16 protein-coding genes and 1 pseudogene are annotated in these 17369 nt (G+C 61.3%); 9 read left to right on the top strand and 8 right to left on the bottom strand.

Translation table 11 applies throughout. The features are described 5' to 3' along the window. The first annotated feature begins 91 nt into the window (after positions 1-91). From KGA85_RS15130 to mdoH, 9 genes are all read left to right on the top strand, one after another. A complete protein-coding gene (locus tag KGA85_RS15130; protein WP_223457546.1) occupies positions 92-1498 on the top strand; it encodes an amino acid permease in 1407 nt (468 codons plus the stop codon). Between the two features lie 17 nt (positions 1499-1515). Further along, positions 1516-2721, top strand: a complete 1206-nt coding sequence (gene hutI / locus KGA85_RS15125; RefSeq protein ID WP_223457548.1) for an imidazolonepropionase — start codon at positions 1516-1518, stop codon at positions 2719-2721. A 10-nt stretch (positions 2722-2731) separates the two neighbouring features. Next, the gene (gene hutG, locus KGA85_RS15120; RefSeq protein ID WP_223457550.1) at positions 2732-3535 is read left to right on the top strand and encodes an N-formylglutamate deformylase; all 804 of its coding nucleotides are present in this window, start codon (positions 2732-2734) and stop codon (positions 3533-3535) included. A gap of 270 nt (positions 3536-3805) precedes the next feature. Further along, positions 3806-4762 carry a choline ABC transporter substrate-binding protein gene (locus KGA85_RS15115; RefSeq protein WP_223457552.1) on the top strand — a complete coding sequence of 319 codons (957 nt, stop codon included), beginning with the start codon at positions 3806-3808 and terminating at the stop codon, positions 4760-4762. 199 nt (positions 4763-4961) lie between these two features. Then, positions 4962-5867, top strand: a complete 906-nt coding sequence (locus KGA85_RS15110; RefSeq protein ID WP_223457554.1) for an alpha/beta hydrolase — start codon at positions 4962-4964, stop codon at positions 5865-5867. A 104-nt stretch (positions 5868-5971) separates the two neighbouring features. Next, positions 5972-6943 (top strand): prolyl aminopeptidase, encoded by a 972-nt coding sequence (gene pip / locus KGA85_RS15105; protein ID WP_150726550.1) that lies wholly within the window; start codon positions 5972-5974, stop codon positions 6941-6943. Continuing rightward, on the top strand, positions 6940-7377 hold the full coding sequence (gene dtd, locus KGA85_RS15100; protein ID WP_223446469.1) for a D-aminoacyl-tRNA deacylase: 438 nt from the start codon (positions 6940-6942) through the stop codon (positions 7375-7377). The genes pip and dtd overlap by 4 nt, the downstream gene beginning before the upstream one ends. Positions 7378-7698: 321 nt before the next feature. Beyond that, the gene (locus tag KGA85_RS15095) at positions 7699-9513 is read left to right on the top strand and encodes a glucan biosynthesis protein G (protein WP_223457556.1); all 1815 of its coding nucleotides are present in this window, start codon (positions 7699-7701) and stop codon (positions 9511-9513) included. Next, the gene (gene mdoH / locus KGA85_RS15090; protein WP_223457558.1) at positions 9506-12076 is read left to right on the top strand and encodes a glucans biosynthesis glucosyltransferase MdoH; all 2571 of its coding nucleotides are present in this window, start codon (positions 9506-9508) and stop codon (positions 12074-12076) included. The genes KGA85_RS15095 and mdoH overlap by 8 nt, the downstream gene beginning before the upstream one ends. Positions 12077-12231: 155 nt before the next feature. Here mdoH and KGA85_RS31415 read toward each other — a convergent pair whose 3' ends face one another. From KGA85_RS31415 to hisI, 8 genes and pseudogenes are all read right to left on the bottom strand, one after another. Then, positions 12232-12945 (bottom strand): methyl-accepting chemotaxis protein, encoded by a 714-nt coding sequence (locus KGA85_RS31415; protein ID WP_411741744.1) that lies wholly within the window; start codon positions 12943-12945, stop codon positions 12232-12234. A gap of 141 nt (positions 12946-13086) precedes the next feature. Next, a pseudogene (locus KGA85_RS31410) lies at positions 13087-14148 on the bottom strand (methyl-accepting chemotaxis protein); the annotation flags it as partial. A 237-nt stretch (positions 14149-14385) separates the two neighbouring features. Then, positions 14386-15093, bottom strand: coding sequence for a 16S rRNA (uracil(1498)-N(3))-methyltransferase (locus tag KGA85_RS15080; RefSeq protein ID WP_223457561.1), 708 nt, complete (start codon positions 15091-15093; stop codon positions 14386-14388). Next, positions 15090-15884 (bottom strand): twin-arginine translocase subunit TatC, encoded by a 795-nt coding sequence (tatC, locus tag KGA85_RS15075; protein WP_046039611.1) that lies wholly within the window; start codon positions 15882-15884, stop codon positions 15090-15092. Before tatC ends, KGA85_RS15080 begins: the two co-directional genes overlap by 4 nt. After that, positions 15881-16333 carry a Sec-independent protein translocase protein TatB gene (gene tatB / locus KGA85_RS15070; RefSeq protein WP_223457562.1) on the bottom strand — a complete coding sequence of 151 codons (453 nt, stop codon included), beginning with the start codon at positions 16331-16333 and terminating at the stop codon, positions 15881-15883. The genes tatC and tatB overlap by 4 nt, the downstream gene beginning before the upstream one ends. Before the next feature lie 10 nt (positions 16334-16343). Beyond that, positions 16344-16616, bottom strand: coding sequence for a twin-arginine translocase TatA/TatE family subunit (locus KGA85_RS15065; protein ID WP_223543195.1), 273 nt, complete (start codon positions 16614-16616; stop codon positions 16344-16346). Between the two features lie 25 nt (positions 16617-16641). Further along, positions 16642-16974 (bottom strand): phosphoribosyl-ATP diphosphatase, encoded by a 333-nt coding sequence (locus tag KGA85_RS15060; protein ID WP_223457566.1) that lies wholly within the window; start codon positions 16972-16974, stop codon positions 16642-16644. Then, positions 16967-17368, bottom strand: coding sequence for a phosphoribosyl-AMP cyclohydrolase (gene hisI, locus KGA85_RS15055; protein ID WP_085725456.1), 402 nt, complete (start codon positions 17366-17368; stop codon positions 16967-16969). Before hisI ends, KGA85_RS15060 begins: the two co-directional genes overlap by 8 nt. Between the last annotated feature and the right edge of the window lies 1 nt (position 17369).

The raw sequence follows: 17369 nt of genomic DNA, 5'->3' as shown, positions 1-17369 counted from the left end.
GCCCGCTCCCACATGGATCACGCTGAACCTGTAGGAGCTGGCTTGCCAGCGATTCGATTTTGCGTCGAATAACAATAATTAGGGACGAGAAATGCAACAGCCAGAAAAAGGTTTGAAACGCGGGCTCTCTGCCCGACATATTCGCTTCATGGCGCTGGGGTCGGCGATCGGCACCGGGCTGTTTTATGGATCCGCCTCGGCCATTCAAATGGCCGGGCCTGCGGTACTGCTCGCTTACCTGATCGGTGGCGCGGCGGTGTTCATGGTCATGCGCGCCCTCGGTGAGATGGCGGTGCACAACCCGGTGGCCGGCTCTTTCGGCCAGTACGCCAGCACCTACCTGGGGCCGATGGCGGGCTTCATCCTCGGTTGGACCTACGCATTCGAAATGGTCATCGTCGGCATGGCCGACGTCACTGCATTCGGTATCTACATGGGCTTCTGGTTCCCGGAAGTCTCCCGCTGGATCTGGGTGTTGGGTGTCGTTTCCATCGTCGGCGGCCTGAACCTGTGCAACGTCAAAGTCTTCGGTGAAATGGAGTTCTGGCTCTCGCTGCTCAAGGTCGCGGCCATCGTCGCGATGATCCTGGGTGGTTTCGGCATCATGCTGTTCGGCATCAGCTCGGCCCCCGGCCAAGCGACCGACATCAGCAACCTCTGGACCCAGGGCGGCTTCATGCCCAATGGCATGGGCGGTCTGATTGCTTCTTTCGCGGTGGTGATGTTTGCGTTTGGCGGTATTGAAATCATCGGCGTAACGGCAGGTGAAGCCAAAGACCCGCAGCACGTGCTGCCCCGGGCGATCAATGCCGTACCGTTGCGGATTCTGCTGTTCTACGTGCTGACGATGCTGGTGCTGATGTCGATCTTTCCATGGCAGCAGATCGGCAGCCAGGGCAGCCCGTTCGTGCAGATTTTCGATAAGCTGGGGATCAGCTCGGCGGCCACCATCCTCAATATCGTGGTGATCACGGCGGCGATTTCGGCGATCAACAGTGACATCTTCGGCGCTGGCCGCATGATGTTCGGTCTGGCCCAACAAGGGCATGCCCCCAAGGGCTTCGCCCGCCTGTCGCGCAATGGCGTGCCATGGATGACGGTGGTGGTGATGAGTGCCGCGCTGTTGCTGGGCGTATTGCTGAACTACCTGATCCCGGAAAACGTGTTCCTGCTGATCGCTTCCATCGCGACCTTTGCCACGGTGTGGGTCTGGCTGATGATTCTGGTGACCCAAGTGGCCATGCGCCGGTCCATGAGCGCCGAGCAGGTTGCACAACTGAAATTCCCGGTACCGCTCTGGCCCTATGCGCCGGCGGCGGCGATTGCATTCATGCTGTTCATCTTCGGCGTGCTGGGCTATTTCCCGGACACCCAGGCAGCGCTGATCGTCGGCGTGGTCTGGATCGTGTTGCTGGTGCTGGCTTACCTGACGTGGGTGAAACCGGCGGCGGGCCAGGCAGCCCTGGTGACGCAGGATCCTACTTTTTCTCATCGATAACCTAATGGAGGCCACGGATGAAAACTCTCTGGCAACACTGTCACGTCGCAACCATGGCACAAGGCGTCTACTCGATCATCGAGGACGCGGCCATCGTGACGTCAGGAGCGCACATTGAGTGGATCGGCCCGCGCGGTGAGTTGCCGGCGGGCGAGTACCCGGCCGTCAATGATTTGAACGGGGCCTGGGTCACACCGGGCCTGATCGACTGCCACACTCACACGGTGTTCGGCGGTAACCGCAGCGGCGAATTCGAACAGCGCCTGCAAGGCGTCAGCTACGCGGAAATCGCCGCCAGCGGTGGCGGCATCGCCAGCACCGTGCGCGCCACCCGCGCAGCCAGCGAAGATGAACTGTTCGCCAGTGCCGCCAAGCGCCTGAAAAGCCTGATGCGTGATGGTGTCACCAGCATCGAAATCAAGTCTGGCTACGGCCTGGACCTGGCCAACGAGCGCAAGATGTTACGCGTGGCCCGTCGCCTCGGCGCCGAACTGCCGGTCAGCGTGCGCAGCACCTGCCTGGCGGCTCATGCCCTGCCGCCAGAGTACAAGGACCGCGCTGACGACTATATCGATCACATCTGCGCCGACATGCTCCCGGCCTTGGCCGCCGAAGGTTTGGTGGACGCGGTGGATGCATTCTGCGAATACCTGGCGTTCTCGCCTGCGCAGGTTGAGCGTGTATTCATCACCGCTCAGAAGTTGGGTTTGCCAGTGAAGTTGCACGCCGAGCAATTGTCGTCGTTGCACGGCTCAAGCCTGGCGGCGCGTTATCACGCGTTGTCCGCCGATCACCTGGAGTTCATGACCGAGGACGACGCCATCGCCATGGCCAAGTCCGGTACGGTCGCGGTGCTGTTGCCCGGCGCCTTTTATTTCCTGCGCGAAACCCAATTGCCGCCAATGGAAGCCCTGCGCAAACATGGCGTGAAAATCGCCATCGCCAGCGACCTCAACCCCGGTACCTCGCCGGCACTGTCGTTGCGCCTGATGCTGAACATGGCTTGCACCTGCTTCCGCATGACCCCGGAAGAAGCCCTGGCCGGCGCGACGATCCACGCCGCCACCGCGCTGGGCATGGCCGACACCCATGGTTCGCTGGAAGCCGGCAAGGTCGCGGATTTCGTCGCCTGGCAAATCGATCGTCCGGCCGACCTGTGTTACTGGCTGGGCGGCGACCTGGAAAAACGCGTCGTGCGCCACGGCGTCGAATCAAGTCTGTAGGAGATCTGTTGTGGATAAGGTTCTGAACTTCAAACAAGGCCGCGTACCGCTGCTGATCAGCATGCCTCACGCTGGTGTACGCCTGACGCCTGCGGTCGAAGCCGGGTTGATCCCTGACTCGAAAAGCCTGCCGGACACCGACTGGCACATCCCGCAGCTTTACGATTTCGCTGCCGAACTGGGCGCCAGTACCCTGGCCGCCGAGTACTCGCGGTTCGTCATCGACCTGAACCGGCCGTCCGACGACAAGCCGCTGTACGTGGGCGCGACCACTGGTCTGTACCCGGCCACGTTGTTCGACGGCGTGCCATTGTTCCGTGAAGGGCTGGAGCCTTCGAAGGAAGAGCGGGCAACCTATCTTGAGCAAATCTGGACGCCATACCACAGCACACTGCAGCAGGAACTGGCGCGATTGAAGGCCGAGTTCGGCTATGCGCTTCTGTTCGATGCGCACTCGATCCGCTCGATCATCCCGCACCTGTTCGACGGCAAGTTGCCGGACTTCAACCTCGGCACCTTCAACGGCGCCAGTTGCGATCCACAGCTTGCGACCCAACTGGAAGCGATCTGCGCGCTTCACGACAATTACACCCACGTGCTGAACGGGCGCTTCAAGGGCGGGCACATCACCCGCCATTACGGCAATCCGGCCGAGAACATCCACGCGGTGCAGCTAGAGTTGGGGCAGTGCACGTACATGGAAGAATTCGAGCCGTTCCGCTATCGCCCGGATCTGGCAGAACCGACGCGGGTGGTGCTCAAGGAGTTGCTGCAAGGCTTGTTGGCCTGGGGCGGAAAGCACTACGGGCATTAAGGCTTGGTACGGTCTCTGTAGGAGCGAGCTTGCTCGCGAAAAACCAGAGAATGTCGCGGGGTGTCTGACTGGGCGCGTTACCGTTCTCGACCATCGTCGGAACGCCGCCCGGAGCAAGCTCGCTCCTACAGGTTAGGCTGACAGTCGCCACTGTGCAAAACACGGTCGCCACAGGTCGCTTTCACCACTCGTCTGCTGCGTAATGTTCTGGCCACGGTGCACAAAGACACCGCCCCGACAATAATCCGCTGCCGCACGAGAATGCTCTCTATGACAAGCCCCAAAGGTCTGTTCACCCGCTGTCTCTCAATCTTCTGCGGCACCGCTCTGCTGAGCGCCGGCGCCATGGCCGCGGACGATGCCTCCTGCAAAACCGTGCGCATGGGCGTGGTCAACTGGACCGACGTGATCGCCACCAGCGGCATGGCCGATGTGCTGCTCAACGGTCTGGGCTACGAAAGCAAGCAAACCAGCGCCGTGCAGCAAATCATCTTCGCCGGCATCCGCGACAAGCGCCTGGACATCTTCCTCGGTTACTGGAAACCGGCAATGGATAAAAACATCGCACCCTTCGTGGCCGCCAATCAGGTCAAGGTCATGGACAAGCCGAGCCTGGCCGATGCCCAGGCCACGCTCGCGGTCCCTGACTATGTGGCAGCGGCCGGTCTGAAAACCTTCGCCGACATCGCGAAGTTCAAGGATCAACTCGGCGGCAAGATCTACGGCATCGAGCCGGGCAGCGGCGCCAACACCACGATCAAGACCATGATCGAGACCAATCACTTTGGCCTGAAAGACTTCAAACTGATCGAGTCCGGTGAGGCCGGGATGCTGGCGGCCGTGCAGCGGGCGGTGAATCGCAAGGAGTTCGTGGTGTTTGTCGGCTGGACCCCGCACCCAATGAACATCAACATGAAGATCGACTACCTGACCGGCAGCGAAGACGTCTACGGGCCGAATGAAGGCGCCGCGACGGTCTCCAGCGTGACCGCGCCGGATTACGCCGAGCGCTGCCCGAACGTCAATCGGCTGTTGGAAAACCTGACGTTCACCGCCGCCCAGGAAAGTCAGTTGATGGTGCCGATCATGGAGCGCCAAACGGCTCAGGATGTCGCGAAAAAATGGCTGCGTGACCATCCCGAAGACTTGCAGCGCTGGCTGGCGGGTGTCAGCAGCTTTGATGGCAAGGATGGCGTGGCCACGGTTCAGGCCAGCCTGAAGAACTGACCCCCCGGTCTTTGTGATTTTGTGGCGAGGGAGCTTGCTCCCGTCCGAGTGCGCAGCACTCGCAAGCTCAGCGCCTCGGTGAGTCAGTTAAACAGCGAGTCGTGCAATATGGGGCTGCTTCGCAGCCCAACGGGAGCAAGCTCCCTCGCCACAGGGATCATTTCAATCCAAACCCTCTGAATCAACGGGCACCAGGCTCATGGCTCCTTACCCGCTTTCCAAACAGATGACAGCATTCGTCGACAAAACCCTGAGTTTCAACAGCACCGACAGCAGCATTACCGGGTTGCGCCAGGCCTACAGCGAGATGTGCCGGGCGTTTACTCCGGCACGCCCCGCCGGGTTGCATGTGGTCGATTTCGAGTTGGCCGGTGTTGCTGTTCGTTCCTATCAGCCACCGGTCAGCGGTGCGTCGTGCATCGTTTATCTGCATGGCGGCGGCTGGGTGGTGGGGGACCTCGACTCCCACGATTTCATCTGCGTCGAAGTGGCATCGACACTCGGTGTACGGGTGATCGCCGTCGATTACCGCCGGGCACCGGAGCATCCGTTTCCCGCCGCGTTCGATGACTGCCTTAAGGTCTGGCGAGCACTGCGCGCCGGACCGTTTCAAATCGACCCGGAGCGTACGCTGGTGGCCGGCGACAGTGCCGGTGGCAACCTCGCGGCGGCCTTGTGCCTGGCGCTGCGCGATGCCGGCGAACCGCTGCCGTGCGCGCAGGTGCTGATCTATCCGGGGTTGGGCGGCGATCACCGCCTGCCGTCGCGCAGTGAGTGCATCGACGCGCCATTACTCAGCAGCAGTGACGTTGATTGCTATCACGCGCTTTACCTGCAAGGCACCCGCCATCCGAACGCCTACGCCATGCCATTGCTCGCCACGGATTTCAGCGGACTGCCACCGGCATTGATCGCCGTGGCGCAATTCGACCCGCTGCGTGATGACGGCGTGCTGTATGCCGAGCGACTCAATGCCTCGGGCGTGGTTGCCACGCTGCATGTCGGCGAGGGTTTGGTCCATGGCTGTTTGCGGGCCCGAGGGCGGGTGGCCGAGGTGGATGCGCTGTACGAAACCTTGTTCGGATATCTGTCGGCAAAACTCTGACTCTGCACGGGCATGCTCATTGACGTAATTCGGGTTTATGATGCCGGACGGCAGAATAATAGAAGTCCCCCCAGGGATGACCTCGACCCCTTACGGAGTGCGCAATGCAGACTTTGTACCCGCAGATCAAACCCCACGCCCGGCACGATCTGGCCGTCGACGAAACCCACACGCTGTATGTCGACGAAAGCGGTTCACCGGAAGGTTTGCCGGTAGTGTTCATCCACGGCGGCCCCGGGGCCGGATGTGATGCCCAGAGTCGTTGCTTCTTCGATCCCAACCTCTATCGCATTGTCACTTTCGATCAGCGTGGCTGCGGTCGCTCCACGCCCCACGCCAGCCTGGAAAACAACACCACCTGGGACCTGGTCGCCGACCTCGAGCGGATTCGCCAGCACCTGGGCATCGACAAGTGGGTGCTGTTTGGCGGCTCCTGGGGTTCGACCCTGGCGCTGGCCTACGCGCAAACCCATCCTGAGCGGGTACACGGCCTGATCCTGCGCGGGATCTTTCTCTGCCGTCCGCAGGAAATCGAATGGTTCTACCAGGCCGGTGCCAGCCGCCTGTTCCCCGATTACTGGCAGGACTACATCGCGCCGATCCCACTGGACGAGCGAGACGACTTGCTTACCGCGTTCCACAAGCGTCTGGTCGGCAACGACCAGATTGCCCAGATGCACGCGGCCAAGGCCTGGTCCACCTGGGAGGGCCGCACCGCGACCCTGCGTCCCAACCCGCTGGTAGTCGATCGCTTCTCCGAACCACAACGTGCGTTGTCGATTGCCCGCATCGAATGCCACTACTTCAGCAACCACGCGTTCCTGGAGCAGAACCAGTTGATCCGCGACATGGGCAAGATCGCCCATTTGCCCGGCGTGATCATCCATGGTCGTTATGACGTGATCTGCCCGCTGGATAACGCCTGGGAATTGCATCAAGCCTGGCCGAACAGCGAACTGCAGGTCATCCGCGATGCCGGTCATGCCGCATCCGAGCCTGGCATCACTGACGCTCTGGTACGCGCCGCCAATCAGATGGCCCGGCGTCTGCTCGACCTGCCGCCTGAAGAAGCATGAAGGGCCTGCTGCAACGGGTGCGCGGCGCGCGAGTCGAGGTCGCGGGTGAGATCGTGGGTGCCGTCGATCAGGGATTGCTGGTCCTGGTAGCCGTCGAGCCCGACGATACGCGGGCCAGCGCCGACAAACTTCTTAATAAACTGCTTAACTATCGGGTATTCAGTGACGCTGAGGGCAAGATGAATCTGTCCCTGGCGGATGTGGGCGGCGGGCTGCTGCTGGTCTCTCAGTTCACCCTGGCTGCCGATACCAAAAGCGGGTTGCGTCCGGGTTTCTCGACTGCGGCCCCTCCGGCGCTGGGCGAGGAACTATTCGACTATCTATTGAACAAAGCGAAACAGGTGCATGGCACTGTGGCATCAGGTAGATTCGGCGCGGATATGCAGGTGCACCTGGTCAATGATGGCCCGGTAACCTTCCTGTTACAGACCTGAAAGCGTTTGAAACAAGTTTTTACGTTCATTTCGACTGAAAACAGGGCTTTTTCGCGATAAATACTTTGTTACCCCTGATGCGTTGTAACGCGGCCTACTAGATAATCCCGCGCTACGGGGATCAGCGTTCGTTGGTCCATTTTGACTTAGGTAGAGACTTGTCCTGATCCGATTGGGGAATCATTTCGCCCCAGCGGAGTCGGAACAATGCTCGCCAACTTGGCAAGAGTGGTTTGCAAGGGCGGTTTTTTCATACCGTACACCGTGCAGACCCTTTAACTGGCCGTTGGTTTTTTGATCTGTTTTCGGCGAGGGTTGCTCGTGATTGTTAGTCCCTGTAACGCACCAAAATTGTCTGCCAAACGGTTACGCAGCGCCCTGGTAGCGGGCTCTGCACTGCTCTGCCTGCTCAGCGCCGGTCAGCTTTGGGCATTCAGTCTGGATGATGTATCGGCCAAGGCAAAAGAGCTGGCCGCGCAGAAATACGAAGCGCCGCGCAGTAACCTGCCAAACGAGTTCCGCGACATGAAGTTCGCGGACTATCAGAAAATTCGTTTTCTGACGGAAAAAGCCGAGTGGGCTGATCAGAAGACGCCGTTCAAGCTGTCCTTCTATCACCAGGGCATGCATTTCGATACGCCGGTGAAAATCAACGAAATCACCGCGAACACCGTCGACGAGATCAAGTACGACCCGAGTCGTTTCGACTTCGGCGACATGCAGTTCGATCCCAAGGCCACCGAACAACTGGGTTATGCCGGTTTCCGTGTGCTGTACCCGATCAACAAGGCCGACAAGCAAGACGAAATCATGACCATGCTCGGCGCGAGCTACTTCCGCGTCGTCGGCAAGGGTCACGTCTATGGTTTGTCCGCTCGCGGCATGGCGCTGGATACCGCATTGCCGTCCGGCGAAGAATTCCCGCGTTTCCGCGAGTTCTGGATCCAGCAGCCCAAGCCAGGCGACAAGCACCTGGTGATCTTCGCCCTGCTGGATTCTCCTCGCGCCACCGGTGCCTATCGCCTGACCCTGCGTCCGGGCAGCGACACCATCGTCGACGTCAAGGCGCAGATGTTCCTGCGTGACAAGGTCGGCAAACTGGGTATCGCCCCGTTGACCAGCATGTACCTGTTCGGCGCCAACCAGCCGTCGAAAGTACTGAACTACCGTCGCGAGCTGCACGACTCCAGCGGTCTGGCGATCCATGCCGGCAACGGCGAGTGGATCTGGCGTCCGCTGAACAACCCGAAACACTTGGCCGTGAGCAACTTCAGCGTGGAAAACCCGCGCGGCTTTGGTCTGCTGCAACGTGGCCGCGACTTCAGCCACTATGAAGACCTCGACGACCGGTACGACAAGCGCCCAAGCGCCTGGATCGAGCCGAAGGGTGACTGGGGCAAGGGCACCGTCGACCTGGTCGAGATTCCGACCGCCGACGAAACCAACGACAACATCGTTGCCTTCTGGAACCCGGAAAAATTGCCGGAACCTGGCCAGCCGCTCGATGTCGCTTATCGTATGCACTGGACCATGGATGAAGACTCGATTCACGCGCCGGACAGCGCCTGGGTCAAACAGACCCTGCGTTCCACCGGTGACGTCAAACAGTCCAACCTGATTCGTCAGCCGGACGGCAGCGTTGCCTACCTGGTGGACTTCGAAGGCCCGTCCCTGGCGGCTTTGCCGGCCGATGCGGAAGTTCGCAGCCAGGTCAGCGTCGGTGACAACGCCGAGCTGGTGGAAAACAGCGTGCGCTACAACCCTGAAACCAAGGGCTGGCGCCTGACCCTGCGGATGAAGATCAAGGACCCGGGCAAGTCCACCGAGATGCGTGCCGCGCTGGTGCAGAACATCGTGCCTGCGGACCTGGCCAAGACTTCGCTTCCGTCGTCGAACTCGTCGGTTGCCAAGGCCGACAAGGTTGCCGCCAAGCAACAAGAGAAAGCGGACAAGGAAGCCAAGCAAGCGGAGGCCAAGCAGGCTGAAGCGAAGCCTGTTGCAGATGCCAAGGACAAGGCCAATAAAGACGCCAAGCAGCCTGCCGCTGCCGACGCGGCCCCAGCCACACCGGAATCGGCCCCGACTGAAGAAGTCCTGACCGAGACCTGGAGCTATCAGTTGCCTGCCGATGAGTAACTCACAAGTACGGCCAGAAACTCTTTCCGAGTATCTGGCGCATCTGCCGATGACCGACCAGCAGCGCGCGGAACTCGCGGGCTGCCAGTCTTTCAGCGAATTGCATGAACGCCTGTCATCGTCGACGTTCGACGCCCCGACCGAAGCCGCCCAGGCTTCGGTGGGCAAACGCCTGACCCTGAGCACCGCCGAAGAGCTGCAGGACGCGGAAATGCTGGCGCTCGACGCCAACGGCCGGGTCTGCCTCAAGGCGACCCCGCCGATCCGGCGGACCAAGGTCGTGCCGGAGCCGTGGCGCACCAACATTCTGGTGCGTGGCTGGCGCCGGATGACCGGTCGTACCAACCCGCCGAAGCCGCCGAAGGACGAACGTGTCCTGCCGGCCGCGCGCTGGCGCACCGTCGGATCGATCCGTCGCTACATTCTGTTGCTGCTGATGCTCGGCCAGACCATCGTCGCCGGCTGGTACATGAAAGGCATCATGCCGTACCAGGGCTGGTCGTTCGTCGACCTCAACGAAGTGCTGCACCAACCGCTGCTGCAAACTGCCACGCAAGTGCTGCCGTATGCCTTGCAGACCAGCATCCTGATCCTGTTCGGGATTCTGTTCTGCTGGGTATCGGCCGGTTTCTGGACCGCGCTGATGGGCTTCCTGGAATTGCTGACCGGTCACGATAAATACCGTATCTCCGGTAAAAGTGCCGGCAACGAGCCGATTCCAAAGGATGCGCGCACCGCACTGGTGATGCCGATCTGCAACGAAGACGTGCCACGGGTATTCGCCGGTCTGCGGGCGACCTTCGAGTCGGTTGCGGCCACGGGTGACCTGGACCGTTTCGACTTCTTCGTCCTCAGTGACAGTAACGACGCCGATATCTGTGTCGCAGAGCAACAGGCCTGGCTGGATGTCTGCCGCGAAGCCGGCGGCTTCGGCAAGATCTTTTATCGCCGCCGTCGTCGTCGCGTAAAACGTAAAAGCGGCAACCTCGACGACTTCTGCCGTCGTTGGGGTGGTGACTACAAGTACATGGTCGTACTCGATGCCGACTCCGTGATGAGCGGCGAGTGTCTGACCAGTCTGGTGCGCCTGATGGAAGCCACGCCGGACGCCGGGATCATCCAGACCGCGCCACGGGCGTCGGGCATGGACACCCTGTATGCGCGCATGCAGCAGTTCGCCACTCGTGTGTATGGCCCGTTGTTCACCGCCGGCCTGCACTTCTGGCAGCTGGGCGAGTCGCACTACTGGGGCCACAACGCGATCATCCGCATGAAGCCGTTCATCGACCACTGCGCCCTGGCGCCGTTGCCCGGTAAAGGCGCGTTCTCCGGCTCGATCCTGTCCCACGACTTCGTTGAAGCCGCGTTGATGCGCCGTGCCGGCTGGGGCGTGTGGATTGCCTACGACTTGCCGGGCAGCTACGAAGAACTGCCGCCAAACCTGCTGGACGAACTCAAGCGTGACCGTCGCTGGTGCCACGGTAACCTGATGAACTTCCGCCTGTTCCTGGTCAAGGGCATGCACCCGGTGCACCGCGCGGTGTTCCTGACTGGCGTGATGTCCTACCTGTCGGCGCCATTGTGGTTCTTCTTCCTGGTGCTGTCGACCGCGCTGCTGGCGGTCAACACGCTGATGGAGCCGCAGTACTTCCTCGAACCGCGTCAGCTCTATCCGCTGTGGCCTCAATGGCACCCGGACAAGGCGATTGCGCTGTTCTCGACCACCATCGTGCTGTTGTTCCTGCCGAAACTGTTGAGCATCATCCTGATCTGGGCCAAGGGCGCGAAAGAGTTCGGCGGCAAGTTCAAGGTGACCCTGTCGATGCTGCTGGAGATGCTGTTCTCCATGCTGCTGGCGCCGGTGCGGATGATCTTCCACACCCGTTTCGTCCTCGCCGCGTTCCTCGGCTGGGCCGCGACCTGGAACTCGCCGCAACGAGACGACGACTCCACGCCGTGGAGCGAAGCGGTCAAGCGTCACGGTCCGCAGACCTTGCTGGGCTTCTTCTGGGCCATGCTGGTGATCTGGCTGAACCCGAGCTTCCTGTGGTGGCTGGTGCCGATTGTCGGTTCGTTGATGCTGTCGATCCCGGTATCGGTGATCTCCAGCCGCGTCGGTCTGGGCCTGAAGTCCCGTGACGAGAGCCTGTTCCTGATTCCTGAGGAATACAATCCGCCGCAGGCCTTGCTGGCAACCGACCAGTACACCCACGAAAACCGCTGGCATGCGCTGAACGACGGCTTCGTCCGTTCGGTGGTCGATCCGCAGCAGAACGCCCTGGCGTGCTCGCTGGCGACCTCCCGGCACAATCAGGCCGAGCCGATTGAATGGTTGCGGATCGAGCGGGTTCGCCACGCGATGAAAGTCGGTCCTGAAGGTCTGACCAACAACGAGCGTGTGCAACTGTTGAGCGACCCGGTGGCATTGGCTCGCCTGCATGAGCAGGTCTGGAGCGAAGGCCACGCCGAGTGGCTGGGCGCATGGCGCAAATCGGTGAAGGCCGATCCGCACGCGCCGCTGCTACCGCTCAAACCAATGAGCGAACAGCCTCAGTTGGCATAATAAAAAACCCGCGAAAGCGGGTTTTTTTTGGGTTTCAAAGTTACACCGCGCCGTTCCAATCGCGAGCAGGCTCGCACACAGGGCCGGTGCCTGGCACAGGCGTTGTGTTTGAGCCGGTCAGTGTGGGAGCGAGCCTGCTCGCGATGGGGTTTCACTCATACCTTGAACCTGCCCACGAGCATCTGCAAATGCGTCCCCAACTGCGCCAGCTCAACGCTGGACGCCGCCGTCTCTTCACTTGCCGCCGACGTCTGGTCCGACACATCTCGCACATTCAGCACGCTGCGATTGATCTCTTCCGCCACGGCGCTTTGCTGTTCAGCGGCTGCAGCAATCTGCTGGTTCATCGCCTGTATCGCCGAGACGGTGCGGGTGATGCTTTCCAGTGAGCCCCCGGCGCGGCGGGTCAGTTCGACACTGCTGTCGGTCAGGGTACGGCTGTTGTCCATAATGGTCGCGACTTGCTGGGTGCCGTTTTGAAGGCCGACGATCAGCTCTTCGATCTCTTCGGTGGACTTCTGGGTGCGCTGGGCCAGGCTGCGGACTTCGTCTGCGACCACGGCAAAACCACGCCCGGCTTCACCGGCACGGGCAGCCTCGATGGCCGCGTTGAGCGCCAGCAGGTTGGTTTGCTGGGCCACTGACTTGATCACGTCCAGCACGCTGCCGATCTTGTCGCTTTCACGCTGGAGTTCGCCCATGGCTTCGGTGGAGTGGCCGACTTCCTTGGCCAGGCGTTCGATCTGTGCGATGGCTTCGCCGACCACTTTGTCGCCCTCACGGGCCTGCTGGTCGGCGGCGACGGCGGCTTCGGAGGCTTCTTCGGCGTTGCGCGCAACTTCCTGCACGGTGGCGGCCATTTCGTTCATGGCAGTGGCGACCTGATCGGTCTCGACCTTCTGGCTGTTGACCCCGGCGCTGGTCTGCTCGGTGACCGCGGACAGTTCTTCAGCGGCGCTGGCGATCTGCGTAACGCCATCGCTGATGCCGCCGATCAGTTCGCGCAAGCCCTGGGTCATGCTCTGCATGGCACGCTGCAACTGGCCGAGTTCGTCGCGGCGCTGCGACGTCAGGTTGTGGGTCAGGTCGCCACTGGCGACGCGCTGTGCCACGACCAGGGTCTGGTTCAACGGAATGATGATCTGCCGGGTGATCGCCCAGGCGGCCAGCAGGCCGAAGGCGATGGCCAGAATGGTGGCGAGGGTCAGCATGTTTTTTGCGTGGGCGGCGTCGGTGTCACGCACGACGGTTTGCGAGACGGTGAGTTTCTGGCTCATGTCCACCAGGATGTCGCCTTGGGCAGACATGCGTGCCAGGGCCTTGGCGCTGGCCACCTGGGAGTCGCGGAACTGGCTGACGGCGGCGCGATAGGCCTTCAGCGAATCAGTGGCCTGTCGCAGGTTAGCGATGTGTTCTTCAGGCAGTTTGGCCGGCAGGCTCTCGAGGTTCTTCAGGGCGTTGTCGATTGCGTCGAGGGCTGGCTGTTCGGCTTCGCTCTTGCCGCTGTAGGTGTAGCCGCGAACCTGGAAACGCGCCTGCTGGATCAGCTTGCTCAGGTCGATCACGCCGTTGAACGCCGCCACGCTGTCACCTTGCAGCATGGTTTTTTCCACTTCGGCGACGCGGGCCACGGCATTGTCGGCGGTGGCGCCGAGTTTGCTGCGGGCGTCTTCACGCTGGGCGCCGGCCTGGGTCATGTCGTTGAAGGCACGACGGTATTCGGCGACAGCGGCCAGTTGTTGATCGACCATGGCCGTATTAGCCGGTTGCTCGATCAGGCCGCGGGCGGTCTGCAGGCCACTTTCGAGTTTGCCCAGCAGATCGTTGACGGCACCGGGACCTTGTTCGCCGCGACGCATCTCGTAATCCAGGCGTGCAATGCGCAGGTCCTTGGTCAGGTCGTTGAGGCTGGCGATGAACCCCAGTTTATCGCCACGGCTGGTCACGCCGCTCAGGCCGCTCCAGCCGGTGAAGGTGATCAGCAGGGTCAGTAACAGCACCAGACCGAAGCCGATCCCCAGCTTGCGTTTGACGCTGACGTTTCCCAGACTCTCGGCTAGCCATTGATACATGCTGAAACTCCCCGGACCACAATTTGGTTTTATGGGGGATGTATCGGCTGGACTGTGCAGATCTATAGGTGCTCAGGATTTTTCAGATGCGCGGTGATCTGTGGCGAGGGGGCTGGCCCCCGTTCGGGTGCGCAGCAGCCGTAAAAAAGTGCATGCGGTTTGGCTGGAACAAACAACAGTGGCCGCTTCGCGTCCAAACGGGGGCAAGCCCCCTCGCCACAGTGATCGCGTAGGGATTTAGAAAAGTCGTGCCAGCAACGCGGTCACGGCGGTTTCGACGCGCAGGATGCGCTCGCCCAGTTGCACCGGTTGCAGGCCGGACTTGCCCAGCAGGTCGATCTCGTAGGGAATCCAGCCACCCTCGGGGCCGATGGCCAGGGTCACCGGTTCGCTGAGTGCGCGAGGGCAGGGCGGGTAATTGCCCGGATGCCCCACCAGGCCGAGGGTGCCTTCGGTAATCGCCGGCAGACGGTCTTCGACGAACGGCTTGAAGCGCTTCTCGATCACGACTTCCGGCAGCACGCTGTCCCGGGCCTGTTCGAGGCCAAGGATCAACTGCTCGCGAATCGCCTCGGGCTCCAGGAATGGGGTCTGCCAGAAGCTCTTCTCGACGCGATAGCTGTTGACCAGCACGATCCGTGGCACACCCATGGCCGCCACGGTCTGAAACACCCTGCGCAGCATCTTGGGCCGTGGCAGAGCCAATACCAGGGTCAATGGCAGCTTGGCCGGTGGTGGCTGGTCGAGGGTGACGCGCAATTCCGCTTCGTCGGCGTCCAGGCGCAGCACTTCGGCCGAACCCATCAGCCCGCCGATCCGCCCGACGCGCATGCTGTCACCGACTTCACTGCGGTGGACTTCCTGCATGTGGGTCAACCGGCGATCACGCAGGACCGCCCGGTCGGCCGCAATGAAATCGGCCTCTTCAAGGAGCAGCAGGTTCACGCTTGGGTCGCTGGCGGCTGGTCGTTGTGATCGTCAGCCGGTTGGTCGTCCGGATGCTCGCCACGCTTGCTGATCAGGCTGCCAAACAGGATGCCGATCTCGAACAACAGCCACATCGGCACGGCCAGCAGGGTCTGCGAGAAGATGTCCGGCGGTGTCAGGATCATGCCGACTACGAAGCAGCCAATGACCACGTACGGGCGGATCTTCTTCAGGTATTTGACGTCGACCACGCCGATCCACACCAGCAGCACCACGGCCACCGGGATTTCGAACGCCACGCCGAAGGCGAAGAACAGCGTCATGACGAAATCGAGGTAGCTGGTGATGTCGGTCATCATTTCTACGCCGGCCGGGGTGGCGGCGGCGAAGAACTTGAAGATCAGCGGGAACACCAGGTAGTAGGCGAACGCCATGCCGGCATAGAACAACACGATGCTGGACATCAGCAATGGCACAGCAATGCGCTTTTCATGCTTGTACAGGCCCGGGGCGATGAAACCCCAGATCTGGTGCAGGATCACCGGGATGGCCAGGAACAGCGAGACCATCATCGTCAGCTTCAGTGGCGTCAGGAACGGCGACGACACGTCAGTGGCAATCATCGTGGCGCCGGCGGGCAGGTACGCGCGCAGCGGCGTGGAGACGAAGGTGTAGATCTGCTGGGTGAAGGCGAACAGCCCGGCAAAGATGATGAAGATCGCCGCTACGCAGCGCAGCAGACGGGTACGCAACTCGGTGAGGTGCGAAACCAGCGGCATGTGCTGGTCGTTTTCAGGAAGATCGCTCATGGGGCTCGCGGCGGCAGTGTTGGGTCATGAGGGGCCGGCGCAACGGGCGCAGCCGCCGGTGTAACGGGTTCAACCGGCGTGGCTGCAACAACAGGTGCAGGTTCGACAGGCGCTACAACGGGAGCAGGTGTCGGGTCGACGGTAGCGGCAGGCGCATGAATCGTCTGCTCGCCCACGTGTTCCACCGGCGTCGGCTCCTGCTGGGTCGGCGTGAAGATTTTCCGCGCCTCCTGCTCAAGCGACAGGATGTGCTCGTTGTGCAGTTGCCGACGGATTTCGTCAGCACCGATTTCACGTTCAACTTCCTGTTTGATTGCGTTGAAGCTGCGCTTCAGACGCCCGACCCACAGGCCAGCGGTGCGCGCAGCGCCCGGCAAGCGCTCGGGACCCAGCACCAGCAGGGCAACGAGGCCGACGAGCAGCAGTTCAGAGAAGCTGATACCAAACATTAGTCAGTGCTCACACGTCTTTGCGGATCGGCTCTTCGACTTTCTGTGCCTGCACATCGATGGTGTGCGGCTGGTTTACAGAGGCTTGAGGCTGTACCGGTGGAACCGGTTGGGCCTGGGTCGCATTCGGGTCGGCCGGTTTTTCGTCGTCGTTCATGGCTTTCTTGAAGCCCTTGATCGATTCGCCGACGTCGGTGCCGAGGTTTTTCAGTTTCTTGGTGCCGAACACCAGTACCACGACAACCAGGATGACGATCCAGTGTTTCCAGTCAAAAATGCCCATGCTGCTGCTCCTCTCTAATAGTTATTCAGACGGACGGGCGCGAGGCTTTCTCGGCGTGTCCGGAGAGACCGAAACGACGGTCCAGTTCATCGAGTACAGCTTGTGGATGCTGCCCCAATTGGGCGAGCATGACCATGCTGTGGAACCATAGATCGGCGGTTTCGTAGATCACATCGCTGCAGTCGCCGCTGACGGCGGCGTCCTTGGCGGCAATGATGGTTTCGACCGACTCTTCGCCGACTTTTTCCAGAATCTTGTTCAAGCCCTTGTGGTACAGGCTGGCGACATACGAGCTGTCGGCGGCAGCGCCTTTGCGCTCCTCCAGTACCTCGGCGAGGCGGGTGATAGTGTCACTCATGTGTGTGCCCTGCGGAATAGATGGCGTGCGGATCTTTCAGAACCGGGTCGACGGTTGTCCAGTCGCCGTTCTCATAGACGCGGTAGAAGCAGCTCTGGCGGCCGGTATGACAGGCGATGTCGCCGATCTGCTCGACCATCAGGATGATGACGTCGGCGTCGCAGTCCAGGCGCATCTCGTGCAGGGTTTGCACATGGCCGGACTCTTCGCCCTTGCGCCACAGCTTGCCACGGGAGCGCGACCAGTAAATGGCGCGGTTCTCGGCAGCGGTCAGTTCCAGTGCTTCGCGGTTCATCCAGGCCATCATCAGGACGCGCCCGGTCTTGTGATCCTGGGCAATGGCCGGCACCAGGCCGTCAGCGTCCCACTTGATCTCGTCCAGCCAGTTTTTCATC

The sequence above is a fragment of the Pseudomonas sp. GL-B-12 genome, from assembly GCF_019955895.1.
Classification (GTDB): domain Bacteria; phylum Pseudomonadota; class Gammaproteobacteria; order Pseudomonadales; family Pseudomonadaceae; genus Aquipseudomonas.
Note: the sequence above shows the minus strand (reverse complement) of the source record. Positions and strands in the feature narration are given on the sequence as shown.